Genomic DNA, 18,114 nt, shown 5'->3' with positions numbered 1-18,114 from the left:
CGCGGGGTCCGGCGACCTGGCGGATACGATCGATCAAGTGGTAGGCGTGGGAATGATGCGCCGGCTCGGGGTCACGGCGCTCGGATTGCGGAACGGCCCCCACCGTGTGACGGTCGAGCGGGACCTGGAGGTGCCGGCCGCCGACGGTGTGACGCTGCTGGCCGACCGGTACTCGCCCGCCGGCGTCGAGAAGGCGCCGACGGTGCTGGTCCGCTCGCCCTACGGGCGGCGCGGGCCGTTCGGCCTGATGTGCGGGCAGGGGTTCGCCTCGCACGGGTTCCAGGCCGTCGTGCAGAGCGTGCGCGGCGGCTTCGGCTCCGGCGGTGTCTTCGAGGCGCTGGACGAGCGGGAGGACGGCCTCGCCACCATCGAGTGGCTGACGTCGCAGCCGTGGTTCGGCGGCACGTTCGCCATGCACGGGCCGAGCTACCTCGGCTACGTCCAGTGGGCCGTCGCCGCCGAGGCCGGACCCGAGCTGAAGGCGCTGTCGATGCAGGTCACGGCGTCCACCTTCCGCGACGCCGTCAACGTCGGCGGCACCTTCGCGCTGGAGTCGGCGCTCATCTGGGTCGACCTGACCGCGCGGATGAAGAACTCCCTGTCGGGCATCACGACCGGCATCATGTCGCCGCGCCGCGCCCGCCGCGCCACCCTGTCGGGACGCCCGCTGGCCGAGCTGGACCGGCTCGCCACCGGCGAGCAGCAGCGCTTCTTCCAGGACCTGCTCGTCAACGGCCCCGACACCCCGTTCTGGGACAAGCGCGACTTCAGCACCACCGTGTCACAGGTCACCGCGCCGGTGAACATGACCGGCGGCTGGTACGACATCTTCCTGCCCTGGCAGATGAAGGACTACGCGGCCCTGCGCGCCGCCGGCCGGCGCCCCTACCTGACGATCGGGCCCTGGTTCCACGCCGACCAGCGCATGATGCGCGGCTCGGTCGCCGACGCGACCGCGTGGTTCCGCGCCCACCTGCTGGACGACCCGTCCGGGCTGCGCGCGCAGCCCGTCCGGCTCTTCATCACCGGCGCGGACGAGTGGCGCGAGTTCCCCGACTGGCCCGTCCCCGGCATGCGCGAGGAGCGCTGGCACCTGCACCCGGCGGGCGCCCTGGCCCCGGACGGGCCGCCGGAGTCCGATCCCGACGCCTACCGCTACGACCCGAACCACCCGACGCCGTTCCTCGGCGGCCCCACCCTGCTCGGCGAGACGCACCCGTCCACCGACCAGAAGCGCCTGGAGCGCCGCCGGGACGTGCTGACCTACACCTCGGGCGTGCTGGACGAGGACATGGAGGTCATCGGCCCGGTGACCGCCGACCTGCACGTCCGCTCGAACCGGGAGCACACCGACTTCGTCGTGCGGCTCTGCGACGTCACCCCCGAGGGCGAGTCGCTCAACCTGTGCGAGGGCATGCGCCGCCTCGTCCCCGGCACCCCGGAGCCCGGGCCCGACGGCGTCCGCCGCGTCGCCGTCGAGCTCTGGCCGGTCGGCCACCGCTTCCGCCGCGGGCACCGCGTCCGCGTGCAGGTCGCCAGCGGCGCCTACCCCCGCGTGGCCCGCAACCCCGGCACCGGCGCCCCGATCGGCACCGCCACCGAGATGCTCACCGCCGACCAGGAGATCTTCCACGCCCCGGGCCACCCGTCCTCGATCACTCTGCCGATCATCGGCTGAGCGGCGGGGCGGCCGGGTCAGCCGCGGCGGGCCCTGAGGGCCTCCAGGGCCCGGTCGGCGTGGGCGCTCATGCGGATCTCGCTCTTGACGACCGCGAGGACGCGGCGGTCGGTGTCGATGACGAAGGTCTGGCGCTTGGTCGGCATGAGGGCCACGGAGCGCTTGACCCCGAAGCGCGCGCGGACCTCGCCGGACGGGTCGGACAGCAGCGGGTAGCCGAGCGCGTGCTTCTCGGCGAACTCCTTCTGCCTGCCGACCGGGTCGGCGCTGATGCCCACGGCGTGCCCGCCCGCCTCGGCGAGCTCGGCGACCACGTCGCGGAAGTGGCAGGCCTCGGCGGTGCAGCCGGGGGTCATGGCCGCCGGGTAGAAGAACAGGACCACGGGGCCCTCGGCCAGCAGGCCGGTCAGGGTGCGCGGTTCGCCCGTCTCGTCCGGGAGTTCGAAGTCGTCGACGACGTCACCGGGTCTCATGGGTCGAACCTAGCCGAGCAGGCGGGCGGGCCGGACCGGAGCGGTTCGTCGTCCATCGAGAAAAGTATCGTCGCAGGGTGGGCGCCCTCCCGAGGGGCCCGGGGGTAGGTATTCCGTTTCGTCAGGTTTGACGGAGAGGGGGGAGGGATAGGAAACTGACCGAGCAGGTGTCTACGACGCAGATACCTCCGAGCTTCCCCTGCGTAGTCCCGGAGGATCCGTCATGCATCACCCGCTTCACATCGCTCTGGTGTCCGCCTCCGACCTTGACGGCGAGCACCTGCAGTCAGTCCACGTCCGGGATCTCGCTCGTTCCCTCACCCGTCCGCTGACCGCCGACGGTGAGCCGAACCAGGTCACGGTCTACACGCGCCGCCAGGACAGGGCCGCCCGCGGTCGCGTCAAGCTCGCTCCGGGCGCCGCCCAGGTGAACCTGGACGCCGGGCCCGCCCGCCCGCTGTCGGACGACGAGCTGCTCCAGCACCTTCGCGACTTCGCCGACGGGCTGCGCCGCCGCTGGTCCGGCTCGGCGCGACCCGACATCGTGCACGCGCACGGCTGGATCGGCGGCCTGGCCGCCTGCGCCGTCGCCCGCGAGCTCGACATCCCCTTCGTGCAGAGCTACCACGGCGTGGCCGCCGTCGAGCGGCAGGCCGGACGCCAGGTCCACCCCCACCGCGACCGCCTGGAGAAGGCCATCGGGCGGGACGCCGACCTGGTGCTGGCCGGGCACGCCGAGGAGGCCACCGCGGTCGTGCGGACGGGCGTCCCGCGGCCCTCGGTCGCGGTCGTCCCCTACGGCGTGGACTCCGAGCTGTTCGCGCAGGTCGGCCCGGCCATGCCGCACGGCGACCGGCCCCGCCTGGTGATGGTCAGCGAGGACCTCGGCTCCGACGTCGAGACCGCGCTGCGCGCCCTGGTGCACGTCCCCGACGCCGAGCTGGCCGTCGCCGGCGGCCCGGAGCGCGAGGACCTGGAGCACGACTCGGCCGTCCACCGGCTGCGGCTGCTGGCCAAGGAGCTGCACGTCGCCGACCGGGTCATCTTCCTCGGGCGGCTGCCCCGCAAGACCCTGCCGAAGCTGCTGCGGACCGCGAGCCTCGCGCTCTGCCTGGCCCCGCACCAGCCGTCCCCGACGGCGCCGCTGGAGGCCATGGCCTGCGGCGTCCCCGTGGCGGCGACCCCGGTCGGCGGCAACGCCGACGAGGTCCTGGACCACATCACCGGCATCCACGTCCCGGCGGGGCGGCCGGTCGTGATCGGGCGGGCGATCCGGCAGCTGCTGTCGGAGGACACCACCCTGCACGGCTACTCGATCGCCGCCGGCGACCGCGCCCGCTCCCGCTACTCCCTGGAGCGGATCGCCGCCGAGACCCTCCGCGCCTACCTGAAGGTGCTGCCCGTTCCGGAGCCGGAGCCGGCGGCGCAGGAGGACGAGGCGGAGCGCGAGACCGACAAGGCCCCCGCCCTCGCCGGCTGACGCGCACCGGCCCCGCGGGCCCCGGACCTGCCGGTCCGGGGCCCGTTCACGTCCCCCCGGATGGGATACTCGACCGAGATGACCAGAAGGGGCATTTCGTGCTGATCGGCAGGGCGACGGAGCTCGCGGAGCTGACCGCCGCGCTGGACCGCGCCGCCGCGGGCGGCGCGGGCGTCGTGCTGGTCAGCGGGGACGCGGGGGTCGGCAAGACGCACCTGGTGTCCGCGCTCACCGCCGCCGCCGTCGACCGCGGCTGCGCCGTGCTCGTCGGGCAGTGCGCCGAGCTGGGCGAGAGCATGCCCTACCTGCCGCTCACCGACGCCCTGTGGGCCGCCGCGCACGCCGCGACGCCGGAGGCCGCCGAGGTGCGCGCCGCGCTGGACGCCCGGCCCGCGCTCGCGCGCCTGCTGCCCGACGGCGAGGGCGGCCCCGGCGCGGGCTCCGAGCTCGGCCAGCAGCAGCTGTTCGGCGCGGTGCTCGGCCTGCTCGGCGAACTGGGCGACGAGCGGCCCGTCCTGCTCGTCCTGGAGGACCTGCACTGGGCCGACCGGTCGACGCGGCACCTGCTGACGTTCCTCAGCCGCGTCCTGCAGCGCGAGCGGGTCTGCCTCGTCGGGACGTACCGGTCCGACGACCTGCACCGGCGGCACCCGCTGCGGCCCGTGGTCGCCGAGCTGCTGCGGCTGCCGAACGTGACGGGCGTCGAGGTCCGCCCGTTCGGCCGGGGCGAGACGGCCCAGTACCTCGCCGAGCTGGCGCGCGGGTCCGGCCCGGTCACGGCGCGGACCGTCGAGCGGGTGCACCGCCGGTCGGAGGGCAACCCCTTCTACGCCGCCGAGCTGTACTCCTCGGGCCTGGACGACCGCGACGACGGGGCGGACGGGCTGCCGTCCGCGCTCGCCGACCTGCTGCTGTCGCGGATCGAGCGGCTGTCGGACGCGGGCCAGCGCGTGGTGCGGGTCGCGGCCGTGGCGGGACGCCGCGTCGACGACGAACTGGTCCGCGTCGTGGCGGGGCTGGACGAGGCGACGGTCGGCGAGGCGCTGCGCGAGGTGGTGTCGCACCAGTTGCTCGTCCCGTCCGGCACCGGGTACACGTTCCGGCACGCCCTGCTGCGCGAGGCCGTCTACGCCGACCTGCTGCCCGGCGAGCGGACCCGGCTGCACGCCGACTTCGCCCGGCTCCTCGCCGGCCTCCCCGACGGCACGCGCGGATCGGCCGCCGAGCTGGCGCACCACAGCCTCGCCGCGCACGACCTGCCCGCCGCGTTCGCCGCGTCCGTCCGGGCGGGCCGGGAGGCCGACCGCCTCGCCGCCCCCGCCGAGGCCTACGAGCACTACGACCGGGCGCTGGAGCTGTGGGACGCCGTCACCGACCCGGAGGCCGCCGCCGGTACGGACCGGATGCGCCTGTCGCTGGCGGCCGCCCAGGCGTCCGCGCGGGCCGGCGAGCTGCGGCGGGCGGTGCACCGGCTGCGCCGGGTGCTGGCCGCCGCCGATCCCGCCGACGTGCGGCTCGGCTGCCTGCTGCGCGAGCACCTGGCCGGCTACCTCGGCGACATCGACGAGGACGCCGAGTCGCAGGCGGTGGCGCGGGAGGCGGTGGCGATGCTGCCGGCCGACCCGCCGACCGTGGAGCGCGCCGACGCGCTCGCCACCTACGCCCGGACGCTGATGTACCGGGACGAGGCCGGGGAGATGCCCGGGTACGCCGAGCGCGCCATCGAGACGGCGCGCGAGGCGGGCGCCACCGGCGCCGAGGCCAGCCTGCTGGTCACGCTCGGCCTGTACCGCGAGTCGCGGGAGGCCGACACCGGCGTCGCGGAGGTGTTCGCCCGCGCCCACGAGCTCGCCGCGGCCGCCGGCGACAGCTCCATGATCGCGATGCGGGCGGCGTTCCACCACGCCCGGACGAAGTTCGACCGGGGCGACCTCGCGGGCGCGGTCCGCGCCGCCGACGCGGGCGTGAAGTACGCCGTCGACAACGGGATCGTGTGGAGCACGTTCGGCATCGTGCTGCGGTCCCTGCGCTACCTCGTCCACTACACCTCAGGGGACTGGGCGGAGGCGGGGCGGCTCGCCGACGAGTTCGCGGTGCAGGTCGTCCGCACCCCCGAGGCGCAGGTATCGGCGTACGCCCTGTTCCTGGAGGTCGCGCAGGGCGCCCCGACGGTCGAGGAGCGGCTGCGCTGGATCGCTCCGCTGTGGGGGCAGGACGGGTTCGTCAACTACCTCGCCCGGGGCCTCGCCGCCGAGCACGCGCTGTGGCGCGGCGACCCGGACACGGCGGCCGAGCACGTCCGCGACCTCCTCGACACCGTCTACGTCCAGACGGTCGGGGCCATCCGCATCGCCGCGACCGGGCTGTGGGCGGAGGCCGACCGGGCGGCCCGCGCCCGCGCCGCCGGCGACGAGGAGACGCTGCGGGCGGCGCGGGAGACCGGCGACCTGCTCCTGCGGACCGCGCGCAGCGTCGTCGCGGTCAACGTCGACGGGCAGCCGCGCACCTGGCTCGGCTGGGAGGGGCAGGGCTGGCTGGCGCGCGCCGAGGCCGAGCGCCGCCGCCTGGACGGCGTCCACGACGTGGAGCTGTGGCGCCGCACGGCCGAGCTGTTCACCTACGGCGACGCCGACGGCGGGTTCGTCTACGAGGTGGCGCGGTCGCGGTGGCGGCTGGCGGAGGCGCTGGCGGAGAACGGCGACCGGGACGAGGCCGCCGTGCAGTGGCGAGCGGCGGTGCAGGCCGCCGAGCGGCTCGGCGCCAGGCCGCTGCTGGCCGCGCTGCGCGACCTCGGCGCCCGCGCCCGGCTCGGGACCGGCCGCGCGGGCGCGGCGCCGAGGACCGGGCCGTCCGGTCCGCTCGCCTCCCTCACCGGGCGGGAGCGTGAGGTGCTCAAGCTCGTCGCCGAGGGCCGCAACAACCGGGAGATCGCGGCGGCGCTGTTCATCTCCCCGAAGACGGCGAGCGTGCACGTGTCGAACATCCTCGGCAAGCTGAACGTCTCCAGCCGCACCCAGGCCGCCGCCGTCGCCCACCGCGAAGGTGTCTGATCTTGCAATTCCGGAGCTCGCGCCGGTAATGTGCATTTCGTGACTGCCGGGTCGGCCATGGGCCACGAGCGAGTGAGGTTCCCGGCCTCCGAGTGAGGCCGGAGCGGGCGCGAGGCCCGCCTCTTCCACTCCCCTTCCCTTCCTTCTTCCGCGTGCGCCGCACGCCGTTTCTCGCGTGCGCAGCACGACGTCATCCCGCATGCCCGCGCTTTAGGCATGCCCTTTCACACCTTTCCCAAGCCACGGCCGCGCGTTCTTTCCGTGGCTTATTCGCCATGCCCGGAAACAGGAGACAGATGGATTTCAACAAGCAGGTCATCGAGGAGTTCCGCGCCAACGGCGGACGGGTCGGCGGCCCGTTCGAGGGCGGGCGGCTGCTCCTGCTGACCACGACCGGGGCGCGCAGCGGCGCCCCGCACACGACGCCGCTCGGCTACCTGCCCGACGGTGTCGGGCGCGTCCTGGTCATCGGCTCGGCCGGAGGCGCGCCGAGGGACCCGGCCTGGTACCACAACCTGGTCGCGAACCCGCGCGTCACGGTCGAGAGCGGCGTTTTCGCCTACGAGGCCGAGGCCGTCGTCCTAGAGGGCGACGAGCGCGACCGCGCCTTCGCCCGGGCCGCCGAGGCCGATCCCGGCTGGGCCGAGTACGAGGAGAAGTCGGGACGGACGCTCCCCGTCGTCGCCCTGGTCCAGGTCGCCGCCGGGCCGCCCTCCGGGCCGCGGTCGCCGAGCGCCATGCTGGTCGCGGTGCACGACGCGTTCCGCGGGGAACTGGAGCTGATCCGCAAGGAGGTCGCCGCTTCCGGAGCCGCCGTGGGCGCTCAGCTGCGGGTCAACTGCCTGACGATGTGCCAGGGGCTCGGCCACCACCACATGGGCGAGGACCAGCAGATGTTCCCGCTGCTGGAGCGGGAGCATCCGGAGCTCGCGCCGGCCCTGGCGCGCCTGCGCGATGAGCACGAGGTGGTGGCGGAGCTGCTGGACGAGCTGCGCCGGGCCCTCGACGCCGGCGACTCCGCGTCGCTGCTCGCCGAGGTCGATCGGCTCACCGCCGCCCTGGAGGCGCACCTGGACCACGAGGAGGAGCGACTCCTCCCGCTCCTCGACGCCCTCGTGTTCCCGGGAGGCGGACGCGACTAGAGGAGCCCGCGGCCCGGGATCAGCGGCAGGTCCAGGGCGGTGAGCAGGCCGGGGGGCGCCTCGACGACGGCGGGCACGGCGTTGACGAGGCGCATCGCGGTGGCCTTCAGGCCCGCGGTGTTGTGGTCGCCGTCGGTGCCGAGGAGCCGCAGGTCCACCGTGTAGTTCGGCTCGCCGCGGACCTCGACGCGGTAGCAGCCCGCCCCGGCGGGCTGCGGCCAGTCGGGGGCGAGGTCGTCGCGGAGCCGGGTGACGTGCTCCAGGACGACGACGGCCTCCCCGCCGCGCATGCCCCGCACCTCGAACCGCAGTGCGGCGGCCGTGCCCTTCTCGATCGTCCCGGCGGAGACGGCGAAGGTCTCGGGCGCGGGAAGGCGGGTGTGCCATTCGGCGATCTCGTCCAGCTCGACGCCGAGGCCGGCGGCGATCTGCCGGACGACGCTCCCCCACGCCATGGTGAGGACGCCGGGTTGCAGCAGCATCGGGACGTCGTCCATCGGGCGGCCGAAGCCCATGATGTCGAACAGGACCGTGGCCTGGTCGTAGGTGTTGTAGTTGAGGATCTCCATGCAGCGGACCTGGTCGATGCGCTCGCTGATGCCGGTGACCGCCAGCGGCAGCACGTCGTTGGCGAAGCCGGGGTCGATGCCGTTGACGAACACCGACGCGCCGCCGGCCGCGGCCGCCTCCCGCACCGGGTCGGACATCTCCGGCGGGACGACACCGTCGGGGAACTGCAGGAACACCGGGCTGCTGGAGACGACGTTCACCCCGGCGCGCAGGATGCGGCACAGGTCGCCGATGGCCTCCATCAGGCGGACGTCGGCCATCGAGGTGTAGACGACGCAGTCGGGCCGCAGGGCGAGCAGCGCGTCGGCGTCGCCGGTGGCGGTGACGCCGAGGTCGCGGCCGAGTCCCGCGAGGTCCCCGGCGTCCCGGCCGGCCTTGGCCGGGTTGGAGACCCACACCCCGGCGAGTTCGAGGTCGGGGCGGGCGTCGATGCCGGCGATCGCGTGCCGGCCGACGTTGCCGGTGCTCCACTGGACGACGCGGTAGGTCACAGGTCCTCCAGGCCGAGGTCGAGGTTGGGGGCCTCGATGCCGCCGTCCACGCGCAGCACGCTGCCGGTGACGTAGGCGGAGGCGGGCGAGGCGAGGTAGAGCACGGCGGCGGCCACGTCCTCGGGTTCGCCGACGCGGCGCAGCGGCGTCCTGCGCTCCATCTCGGTGCGCAGCTCGTCGCTGGTCATGACGACGTCGAGCGCGGACGTCGCGACGGAGCCGACGGCGATCGCGTTGACCCGCACGCGCGGGGCCAGGTCGAACGCCGCGAGCCGGGTGTAGTGGGCGAGGGCCGCCTTGGCGCTGCCGTAGGCCAGGTAGCCGCGACCGGCGATCCGCCCCATGGCCGAGGAGATGTTGACGACGCTGCCGCCGTCCGCCTTCAGCAGGTGCGGGACGGCCGCGCGGGTCAGCGCGTGCGCGGTGCCGACGTTGAACCGGAACGCCTTCTCCATGTGCCGGGGCGAGGTGTCCAGGAAGGCGGCGGGCATGGCGCCGCCCATGTTGTTCACCACGATGTCCAGGCGGCCGAACTCGCCGGCGGCGAGGCCGGCCAGCTCGGCGGCGGACTCGGGGTCGGCGAGGTCGGAGGGGACGACCAGCGCCCGCCGCCCGGCCGCCTCGATCCCGGCGGCGACCTCGTCGAGCTGCTCGCGCGTCCGGGAGGAGATCACCACGTCGGCGCCCGCCTGGGCGAGCGCGACCGCGGTGGCCGCTCCGATCCCCCGGCCCGCGCCGGTCACCACCGCCACCCTGCCGTCGATTCGGAACCGCTCCGAGATCACCGGCGTCACCTCCGGTCCGTCGCCCTGCCGCCCGCACAGCCTACGCAGGAACTAGAACCTGTTTCAATACCGCCGGGACGGGCGGCGCGTGACGGGCGCACACCGGCGGACGGTACATCTTCACGGGTCATTCGTGATGTCCGCTACTGGTCCATTTCCGACATTCCTGTAACTCTTTCTCCAGTGCGTTCCGACAACCGGCGCACGAGGAAGGGGAAACCGGCCGTGGACAAGGGGTACGAGCTTTACTGCCTCGCAGACGAGCTCTTCTACGATGCTCCGCCGGTGACCCGCAGCACCGACTTCGACATCACGCGGCGCGAACTCCCCGACGGCTGGGAAAAGGTCTTCGGCGACGAATGGGTCGTCTATGTGCCGCCGGCCCAGCGCACCCCGGAGCAGGGCTGGAAAGTGCACGTCTCCGGATGCCCGGAAAGCGCGGAGGAGTCGCTCGCCGGCACGTGGGAGTACTGCGTCGCCCGGGGAATCGAGTTCAAGCACCTGCGCGGCCCGGGAACGCTCCGCAGGCGCAACGCCAAGTACGCGCCGCGCGGCGCGAGCGGGAAGCTCGTCACGATCTACCCCGAGGACGAGCGCGAACTGGCGGAGGTGCTCGCCGGGCTCGGCGCCCGGCTGGACGGCCTCCCCGGCCCCTACATCCTCAGCGACCTGCGCATCGGCGAGGGCCCGCTGCACGTCCGGTACGGCGGCTTCGCGGAGCGCCGGTGCCTGGACGAGCAAGGGCGGCTCGTGCCCGCGCTGCGCGACGGCTCCGGGGAGCTGGTGCCGGACCGGCGCGATCCCGTCTTCTCCGTCCCCGGCTGGGTGACCCTCCCGGCCTGCCTGGAATCGCATCTCAAGGCACGCGGCGCCACCACGACGACCGATCTGCCCTACCGGATCGACAACGCCCTCCACTTCTCCAACGGGGGCGGCGTATACGCGGCGACCGACACCCGGAGCGGCACGAAGGTGGTCCTGAAAGAAGGGCGCCCCTATGCGGGCCTCGCCGCCGACGGCGCGGACGCGGTGACCCGTCTCCAGCGCGAGCGGGACATTCTGAAAAAGCTCGACGGAATCGAGGGGGTGCCCGCCGTCCTCGACTGGTTCACGCTCGGCGAGCACCATTTCCTGGTCCAGGAGTTCATCGAGGGGCGCACGCTCAACACGTTCTTCGCCGAACGGCACCCGATGCTCGATCCCGAGCCGGATCCCGCGAAGACCGCCGAGTACACCAAGTGGGCGCTGCGCGTCCACGAGGGGGTGGAACGCGTCGTCGCCGCCGTCCACGAGCGCGGCCTCGTCTTCAACGACCTGCACATGTTCAACGTGATGGTGCGCCCGGACGACTCGGTCGCGCTGATCGACTTCGAGACGGCGGCGCCCGCGGCCGACGGCGGCCGGCAGACACTCGCCAACCCCGCCTTCCTCGCCCCGCCCGACCGGCGCGGCGCCGACGTGGACCGCTACAGCCTCGCCTGCCTGCGGCTCGCCCTGTTCGTCCCGCTGACCACGCTGTTCGTGATCGACCGGGGCAAGGCGCGGCAGCTCGCCGACCTGATCGCCGAGAACTTCCCCGTCCCCCGGGCGTTCCTGGACGAGGCGGTCGCGCAGATCGCCCGGGACGCCGCGCCCGCCCCCGCGCCGGCGTTCACTCCGGACGCCCCCGGCTGGGAGCGCGCCAGGGACGCCCTGTCGCGGGCCATCCTCGAAAGCGCCACGCCCGGGCGCGCCGACCGGCTCTTCCCCGGCGACGTGGAGCAGTTCTCCGGCGCGTCCCTCGGGCTCGCGCACGGCGCCGCAGGCGTCCTGTACGCGCTGGACGCGACGGGCGCCGGACGGGTCGCGGCCCACGAGGAGTGGCTGGCGGAGCGGGCGTCGAACCCGCGGCGCGGGACCGGGATCGGCCTGTACGACGGACTGATGGGCGCCGCGTACGTGCTGTCGCGCCTCGGCCACCGTGATGCCGCGCTCGCCGCCGTCCGGCACTGCCTGGGCGAACGGTGGGAGCGGCTCGGCGACGACCTCTACGGCGGCCTGCCCGGGTTCGCGCTCGGCCTGGACCACCTCGCCCGCGCGACCGGCGACGTCTTCCTGCGCGAGGCGGCCCGCCGCTGCGTGGAGATCGTGGCCGAGCGGGCGGGCGGAGGGGGCGGCGGGCGTCCGGGCCTCATGTACGGCGGCGCCGGGGCGGCGCTGATGTTCGTCCGCGCCTACGAGCGCGACGGCGACCCCGGACTGCTCGACCTGGCCGCCTCCGCGCTCCGCCGCGACCTCACCGCCTGCGTCACCGACCACAACGGCGCGCTGCACGTCGACCAGGGCAGCCGGGTGCTGCCCTACCTCGGGCGCGGCAGCGTCGGCATCGGCCTCGTCCTGGACGAGTACCTGGCCCACCGTTCCGACGAGCGGTTCGAGGCCGCGCGCGACGCGATCCGCGTCGCCGCGACGTCCCGGTACTACGCGCAGCCGAGCCTGTTCAGCGGGCGCGCCGGGATGCTGCTCTACCTGGCCCGGCACGCCCGGTCGGGCGCCGGCCCGAAGGACGGGGCGCGCGTGGCGGGGCACGTCCGCGACCTCGCCTGGCACGCGCTGCCGTACGCGGGCGGGCTGGCGATGCCGGGCGAGCACATGTACCGGCTGTCGATGGACCTCGCGACCGGCACCGCCGGGGTGCTGCTCGCGCTCGGCGCGGCCCTGCACGACCCGGCCCCCGGACTGCCGTTCTTCGGAACGGCGCACGGACCCTCCGTGGGAACCCCCATGGCGGCCACCTCGATCCAGCCCGAAAGGAGGTGAAGAACATGGCGCTTCTCGACCTTCAGGGGATGGTGAGCGAGAACGGCGGCGGCGGCAACAGCAGCCTCAGCCTGCTCTGCCACAGCTCCCACAGCATCACGATCTGCCTGTGATGACGCTGGCGGCCATGGTCCCCGTGCCGGGGCCATGGCCGTCACCGTGTTTGGAGACCCCATGACCTCCCCTCCCCCGGCGCCCGGCGCGGACCGGCTGCTGGTGCGCGCCGCCGGGCGCGCCCGCGGCTGGACGGCGCTCGTCGCGGCCACGGCGCTGGCGGACGCGGCGGCGGCCGTCCTGCTCCCGTTCGCGCTGGCCCGCGCGATCGACGCGGTCCCGCCGGGCGGGCCCCCGGCCGCGGCCGCGCTGTGGCCCTGCGTCGCGCTGGTCGCGGCGGCCGCCGCGGCGGAGGTGCTGTCGGAGCTCGCGACCGGCTGCGCGGCCGCGCGGGCGACGGCGTGGCTGCGGCACGCGCTCGTCCGGCACCTGCTGGCGGCGGGTCCCGCGCCGCGCGTCCCGCCGGGGGACGTGGCCGGGCGCATGGTGGGCGGCGCGGCCGAGGCGGGCACGGCGCCCGCCGCCGCGACCGAGGCCGCGGCGGGGCTGCTGCCGGCCGCCGGGGCGCTCGCGGCCCTCGTCCTCATCGACTGGCGGGTCGCGGCGGCGATCGCGGCCGCGCTGCCGGCCGTGGCGCTGCTGATGCGCGCGTTCGTCCGCGACATCACCGCGTCCGCGCACCGCTACCTCACCGTCCAGGGCACGATCGCGGGCCGCCTCGCCGAGGCCCTCGCCGGGACCCGGACGATCGCCGCCGCCGGCACGGCCGAACGCGAGGCGGCGCGCATCCTGCGCCCCCTCCCCGGCCTGCGCGCGGAGGGCGAGGCGATGTGGCGGGTGCAGGGCGGCATCGCGGCGCGCGGCCTGCTGGCGCTGCTGCTCCTCCAGGTCGCGGCCGTCGGGATCGCCGGCGCCGAGCTCGCGGCGGGCCGCCTCACGCCGGGCGAGCTGGTCGCGACCGTCCAGTACGCGGGGCTCGCCGCCGGGTTCGGGCCGGTCCTCACCCAGCTGCTCCGCCTCGGCCGCGCCCGCGCCGGCGCCCGCCGCGCCGCGGAGATCCTGGCGTGGCCCGCGCGGCGCCACGGCACCGCCGACGCCCCGCCGGGCCCCGGCCGCCTGGAGTTCCGCGGGGTCGCGGTCCGCGGTGCGCTGGACGGCCTGGACCTCACCGTCCCCGGCGGCCGCGCCGTGGCCGTCGTGGGCGATGCCGGCTCCGGCGCCGACGCGCTCGCCGCGCTCGCCGGGCGGCTGGCCGACCCCGACCGCGGCGAGGTGCGGCTGGACGGCACGCCGCTGCCCCGCCTCGGCCGGGCGGCGCTGCGCCGCGAGATCGGCTACGCCTTCGCCCGGCCCGCGCTGTTCGGCGCGACCGTCCGCGACGCCATCGCCTTCGGCCCCTCCCGACCGCCGGACGACCGGCTGCGCGAGGCGGCGCGGGCCGCCCGCGCCGACGGCTTCGTCCGCCGCCTCCCGCAGGGCTACGACACCCCGCTCGCGGAGGCGCCGCTGTCGGGCGGGGAGCTGCAGCGCGTGGGCCTGGCCCGCGCGTTCGCCCACGCCGGGCGCGTCCTCGTCCTGGACGACGCGACCTCCAGCCTCGACACCGTGACCGAGGTGCAGATCACCGACGCGCTGCTCGACCGGTTCGCCGGCCGGACCCGCCTCATCGTGGCCCGCCGCGCCTCCACCGCCGCCCGCGCCGACCTGGTCGTCTGGCTCGACGCGGGCCGCGTCCGCCGGGTCGCCCCCCACGCGGTCCTCTGGCCCGACCCCGACTACCGCGCGGTCTTCGGGAGCCCGGCGTGATCGGGAGGCGGGAGGCGGCGCGGGTCGTGTGGCGCGGCGCCGGGGACGCCGTCCGGGCGCGCCCGCGGGCGGTGGCGCGGGCCGCCTGGTGGTCGGCGGTGGAGGCCGTGCCCACGGCGGTGTTCGGGCGGGCCGTCGGGGAGGCCACCGACGCGTTCCGGGCGGGACGCACGTCCGGCGCGGTCGCCTGGCTCGGCGTGCTCGCCGTGTCGGCGCTGGTGGGGGCCGTCGGCGCCCGGCGGCTGTATCCGGCGCTGGCGGCGATCGTGGAGCCGTTCCGGGACGTCCTGGTCCGGCGGGTCGCGACGGGGGCGCTGCACCGGTCGCTGCGGGGACGGCCCGACACGGGCGCCGTCGCGCGACTCACCCACCAGGTGGAGATCGTCCGGGACACGTTCGGGGGGCTGCTCGTCGTCGCGCGCGGTTTCGTGTTCACGGCCGGGGCGGCGCTGCTCGGGCTGGCGGCGACGACGCCGGAGGTGGCGGCGCTGGTGCTGCCGCCGCTCGTGCTCGGGCTGGCGCTGTTCGGGGCGGTGTTCGGGAGGGCGGCCGCGCGGCAGCGCGAGCTCGTCGTCGGCGAGGAGGAGATCGCCGAGCGGACCACCGCACTGGCCGCCGGGCTGCGGGACGCCGCCGGGTGCGGCGGCGAGGACCTGCTGCGGGCGGAGCTGGGCGCGGCGGTGGAGGCGCAGGCGGCGGCCGGGCGCGCGGTGGCGCGGCTCGCGGCGGTGCGCGCCGTCGCGCTGGCGGTGAGCGGCTGGTTGCCGCTGCTGCTGGTCCTCGCGGCGGCGCCGTGGCTGATGCGGCGCGGCGCCACGGCGGGGACGGTGATCGGCGCGCTGGCCTACGTCCTGCACGGGCTGCAGCCGGCGCTGCGCACGCTCGTGCACGGGATGGGCGGCAGCGGCCTGCGGCTGGCGGTGACGCTCGGCCGCATCCTGGAGACGGCCGCGCCGGACGCGCCCGTCCCGCCCGCGGCCGCCGAGCCCGTGCCGGGGGCGCCGGCGGTGGAGCTGCGCGGCGTGACGTTCGCCTACGGGGACGGCGCGCGGCCCGTGATCGAGGACCTGGACCTGGTCGTCCCGCACGGCGACCACCTGGCCGTGGTGGGGCCGAGCGGGATCGGCAAGTCGACGCTCGCCGCGCTGATCGCCGGGCTGGCCGCGCCCGGCGCGGGCGAGGTGCTGGTCGACGGGCGGCCGGCGGGCGACCCGGGCCGCCGGGTGCTGGTCCCGCAGGAGGCCTACGTCTTCAGCGGGACCCTGCTCGACAACCTCGCCTACCACACGCCGGACGCCGGGCCGCGGGAGGCGGGCCGTGCCGTGGACGCGCTCGGGCTCGCGCCGCTCGTCCGCGACCTCGGCGGCTTCGGGGCGCGGCTGGAGCCGGGCGCGCTGACCGAGGCGCAGCGGCAGTGCGTCGCGCTGTGCCGGGCCTACCTCGCGCCGCAGCCCCTCGTCATCCTGGACGAGGCCGCGTACCGGCTCGACCCGGCCGCCGAGGCGCGGATGGAGGAGGCGTTCGCGCGGCGGCCCGGCACGCTGGTCGTCATCGCGCACCGGATCAGCTCGGCGATGCGCGCCCGCCGCGTCCTGGTGCTGGACGGGACCCGCGCCCACCTCGGGCGGCACGCGGACCTGCCCGCGGTGTGCCCGCTGTACCGGGACCTGATCGGCCGCTGGGAGGAGGGCTCACAGCCACCCGGCGTCCTCGGCGATCCGGATGGCCTGGACCCGGTTCTCGGCCCCGATCTTGCGGTTGATGCGGGAGAGGTGGTTGCGGACGGTGCCGATCGTCAGGACGAGGTCCTCGGCGATCCGCGCGGCGGACGCGCCCCGTGACGCCAGGGTGAGGACCTCGATCTCCCGTTCGGTGAGCGGGCTCTGAGCCGAGCCCAGTTCGGTGAAGGCCATCTCGGGGTCGATGACGCGCGCGCCCTCGGCCGCCCGCCTGATCGCGTCCATGAGCTCGCCCGGCGAGGTGTCCTTGAGCACGAGCCCGGCCGCCCGCGCGGCCACCGCGCGCCGCAGGTCGCCCGTCCGGCAGCGGCCCGCCATGAGGACGGTGCGGCACTCGGGGACGGCCTCGCGTAACGCGCGCGCCGCGGTGAAGCCGTCCAGTCCCGGCAGCCCGACGTCGATCAGCGCGACGTCGGGCCGCCGTCTGCGCGCCGTGCGGAGCACCTGATCGCCCGAGCCGACCGCCGCCACCACGTCGAGATCCTTCACCCGGTCGAACAGCGCGACCAGCCCGCCGCGCAAGAGGGGCGCCCCCTCGGCGAGCAGAATCCGAATCATTTTCGTCTCCAACACGGCCACCCGTCCGCGACCTGAGAAAGGAACAATCATCGAACGCGCTTCACTGCGAAGTCAGGGCGGCCGGCGAGAAGCGATACCGGGGATTCGGTCAGTGCAAAATCGAACTTTCATTGGGTCACCTTCGACAGGCCTCACGACTACTAAAGTCTTACCGGATGGAGCCAACACTATTCACTGCGTCATTGTAAAGAACACCGGGAAAACCAGGAATCCAGCGATGGGTATTCCGCCAATTCGCGGTCGTACACCTGATGGGCCGGAACCGGTTCAGGCGAGGAAATCGAAACCCTCGCCCACGCCCTCGGCGCGGGCCGCGGTGTAGGCCGTCCAGCTCAACGCGAGGTCCTGCCAGGGCAGCCCGACGGGCGCGTAGACCGTGATCTCGCCGTCCCTCACCCGGCCGGGCACCTGGCCGCACATCAGGTCGCGCAGCGTCCCGGCGGCGTGCTCGACGTCCAGGCCCGCGCCCGCCAGCACGCCCATCTCGACGGCCAGGGCGACGTCGTCGACGACGACGCGGGCGCCCTCCAGCAGGTCGGCGCCCAGTTCGGCCTTGCCGGGCTGGTCCGCGCCGAGCGAGGTGAGGTGCGTCCCGGGGGCCACGTCGGCGGCGTTCAGCAGGGGGCGGCGCGCCCAGGTCGCCAGCACGGCGATCCCGGCGTCCCGGACGGCGGCGCGCGGGTCCGGCGCCACGGTCGCGGGCGCCTCCAGCCGGGCGCCGTGCCGCGCGGCGAAGTCCGCGGCGCGGGCGGCGTCCAGGTCGAACACGGTGAGGCCGCGCACCTCCCGCAGCTCGCCGAGACCCCGCATGACCAGTTCGGCCTGCGCGCCCGCGCCGATCACCGCGACCTCGCCGGCGGCGGGACGCGCCAGGGCGTGGGTGCCGAGCGCGGCGGCCAGACCGGTGCGCCAGGCCGTCACGGTCGCCGAGTCCAGCAGGGCCAGCAGCTCGCCGGTCGCCAGATCGTGCAGGCAGACGACGCCGCGCAGCGCCGGGCGGCTGCCGGGGAACTTGGCGTTCACCTTCACCGTGTAGGCGGGGATCCCCTCGATCACGCCGGGGATCAGCGCCGTCGCGGTGCCCTGCCCCGGCAGCTCGGTGATCACCCGGCGGGCGGCGGTTCCGCCGTCCCCGGCCGTGAAGCCGCGGCGCAGGGCGTCCAGGCAGGGGGCGGGTTCGAGCAGCGACTCAAGGATGGAACGAGCCAAAAGGAGCGTCACCGAACCATCCTCCCGTGCCCCCGAGGGCGCAGTCACCCCCGGGAGGGCACCTCGATTGGACCTACCGCCCGGCCCGAAACCAGCCAAACGGGCAGTCCTCCCCGAGGATCGACCACGGAACCCGCACCCATTGTGACAATCCGTAGATGGTCGATTGGTCACTTTCTCGCCTTACATGGGCGTTCAGGAATCTTCCAGCATGACCCGTGACCTCCGGCGCGCCATTCGGGCGCGCCCAATCCCCCCT

At 75.3% G+C, this 18,114-nt stretch carries 12 protein-coding genes and 1 pseudogene; 8 read left to right on the top strand and 5 right to left on the bottom strand.

From position 1 onward, the window contains the following. Positions 1 to 37: 37 nt before the first annotated feature. On the top strand, positions 38 to 1,678 hold the full coding sequence (locus BJY14_RS36160) for a CocE/NonD family hydrolase (RefSeq protein ID WP_312879579.1): 1,641 nt from the start codon (positions 38 to 40) through the stop codon (positions 1,676 to 1,678). A 17-nt stretch (positions 1,679 to 1,695) separates the two neighbouring features. On the opposite strand, the gene BJY14_RS36155 is transcribed toward BJY14_RS36160, so the two are convergent. Continuing rightward, positions 1,696 to 2,151: a peroxiredoxin gene (locus BJY14_RS36155; RefSeq protein ID WP_179847710.1), complete on the bottom strand. Its 456-nt coding sequence runs from the start codon at positions 2,149 to 2,151 to the stop codon at positions 1,696 to 1,698. A gap of 223 nt (positions 2,152 to 2,374) precedes the next feature. On the opposite strand from BJY14_RS36155, the gene BJY14_RS36150 reads away from it, so the two are divergent. From BJY14_RS36150 to BJY14_RS36140, 3 genes are all read left to right on the top strand, one after another. After that, on the top strand, positions 2,375 to 3,631 hold the full coding sequence (locus BJY14_RS36150) for a glycosyltransferase (protein WP_179847709.1): 1,257 nt from the start codon (positions 2,375 to 2,377) through the stop codon (positions 3,629 to 3,631). Positions 3,632 to 3,729: 98 nt separating this feature from the next. Further along, entirely contained in the window at positions 3,730 to 6,681 is a 2,952-nt protein-coding gene (locus BJY14_RS46890; protein ID WP_179847708.1) for a helix-turn-helix transcriptional regulator, read from the top strand. Positions 6,682 to 6,977: 296 nt separating this feature from the next. After that, positions 6,978 to 7,823 carry a nitroreductase/quinone reductase family protein gene (locus BJY14_RS36140; protein WP_179847707.1) on the top strand — a complete coding sequence of 282 codons (846 nt, stop codon included), beginning with the start codon at positions 6,978 to 6,980 and terminating at the stop codon, positions 7,821 to 7,823. Here BJY14_RS36140 and BJY14_RS45960 read toward each other — a convergent pair. After that, a complete protein-coding gene (locus tag BJY14_RS45960; protein ID WP_179847706.1) occupies positions 7,820 to 8,884 on the bottom strand; it encodes an NAD(P)H-dependent amine dehydrogenase family protein in 1,065 nt (354 codons plus the stop codon). The genes BJY14_RS36140 and BJY14_RS45960 overlap by 4 nt on opposite strands. Further along, on the bottom strand, positions 8,881 to 9,669 hold the full coding sequence (locus BJY14_RS36130; protein ID WP_179847705.1) for an SDR family oxidoreductase: 789 nt from the start codon (positions 9,667 to 9,669) through the stop codon (positions 8,881 to 8,883). Before BJY14_RS36130 ends, BJY14_RS45960 begins: the two co-directional genes overlap by 4 nt. A gap of 183 nt (positions 9,670 to 9,852) precedes the next feature. Between BJY14_RS36130 and lanKC the strand changes: the two genes are divergently transcribed. The 4 genes from lanKC (at position 9,853) to BJY14_RS48020 (ending at position 16,169) form a co-directional block, all read left to right on the top strand. Continuing rightward, entirely contained in the window at positions 9,853 to 12,468 is a 2,616-nt protein-coding gene (gene lanKC, locus BJY14_RS36125) for a class III lanthionine synthetase LanKC (protein WP_312879578.1), read from the top strand. 5 nt (positions 12,469 to 12,473) lie between these two features. Beyond that, positions 12,474 to 12,581 carry a SapB/AmfS family lanthipeptide gene (locus BJY14_RS36120; RefSeq protein WP_179847703.1) on the top strand — a complete coding sequence of 36 codons (108 nt, stop codon included), beginning with the start codon at positions 12,474 to 12,476 and terminating at the stop codon, positions 12,579 to 12,581. A 61-nt stretch (positions 12,582 to 12,642) separates the two neighbouring features. Continuing rightward, positions 12,643 to 14,328 carry an ATP-binding cassette domain-containing protein gene (locus BJY14_RS36115; RefSeq protein WP_179847702.1) on the top strand — a complete coding sequence of 562 codons (1,686 nt, stop codon included), beginning with the start codon at positions 12,643 to 12,645 and terminating at the stop codon, positions 14,326 to 14,328. Next, the gene (locus BJY14_RS48020) at positions 14,325 to 16,169 is read left to right on the top strand and encodes an ATP-binding cassette domain-containing protein (RefSeq protein WP_376770025.1); all 1,845 of its coding nucleotides are present in this window, start codon (positions 14,325 to 14,327) and stop codon (positions 16,167 to 16,169) included. The genes BJY14_RS36115 and BJY14_RS48020 overlap by 4 nt, the downstream gene beginning before the upstream one ends. Here the strand turns inward: BJY14_RS48020 and BJY14_RS36105 are convergent. Then, positions 16,101 to 16,625 (bottom strand): annotated as a pseudogene (locus tag BJY14_RS36105) (response regulator); the annotation flags it as partial. The gene BJY14_RS48020 and the pseudogene BJY14_RS36105 sit on opposite strands and share 69 nt — an antisense overlap. A gap of 288 nt (positions 16,626 to 16,913) precedes the next feature. Then, on the bottom strand, positions 16,914 to 17,867 hold the full coding sequence (locus BJY14_RS36100; protein ID WP_179847700.1) for an ornithine cyclodeaminase family protein: 954 nt from the start codon (positions 17,865 to 17,867) through the stop codon (positions 16,914 to 16,916). Between the last annotated feature and the right edge of the window lie 247 nt (positions 17,868 to 18,114).

The organism is Actinomadura luteofluorescens (genome assembly GCF_013409365.1).
GTDB classification, from domain to species: domain Bacteria; phylum Actinomycetota; class Actinomycetes; order Streptosporangiales; family Streptosporangiaceae; genus Spirillospora; species Spirillospora luteofluorescens.
This window is presented reverse-complemented; position numbering and strand designations above follow the sequence as displayed.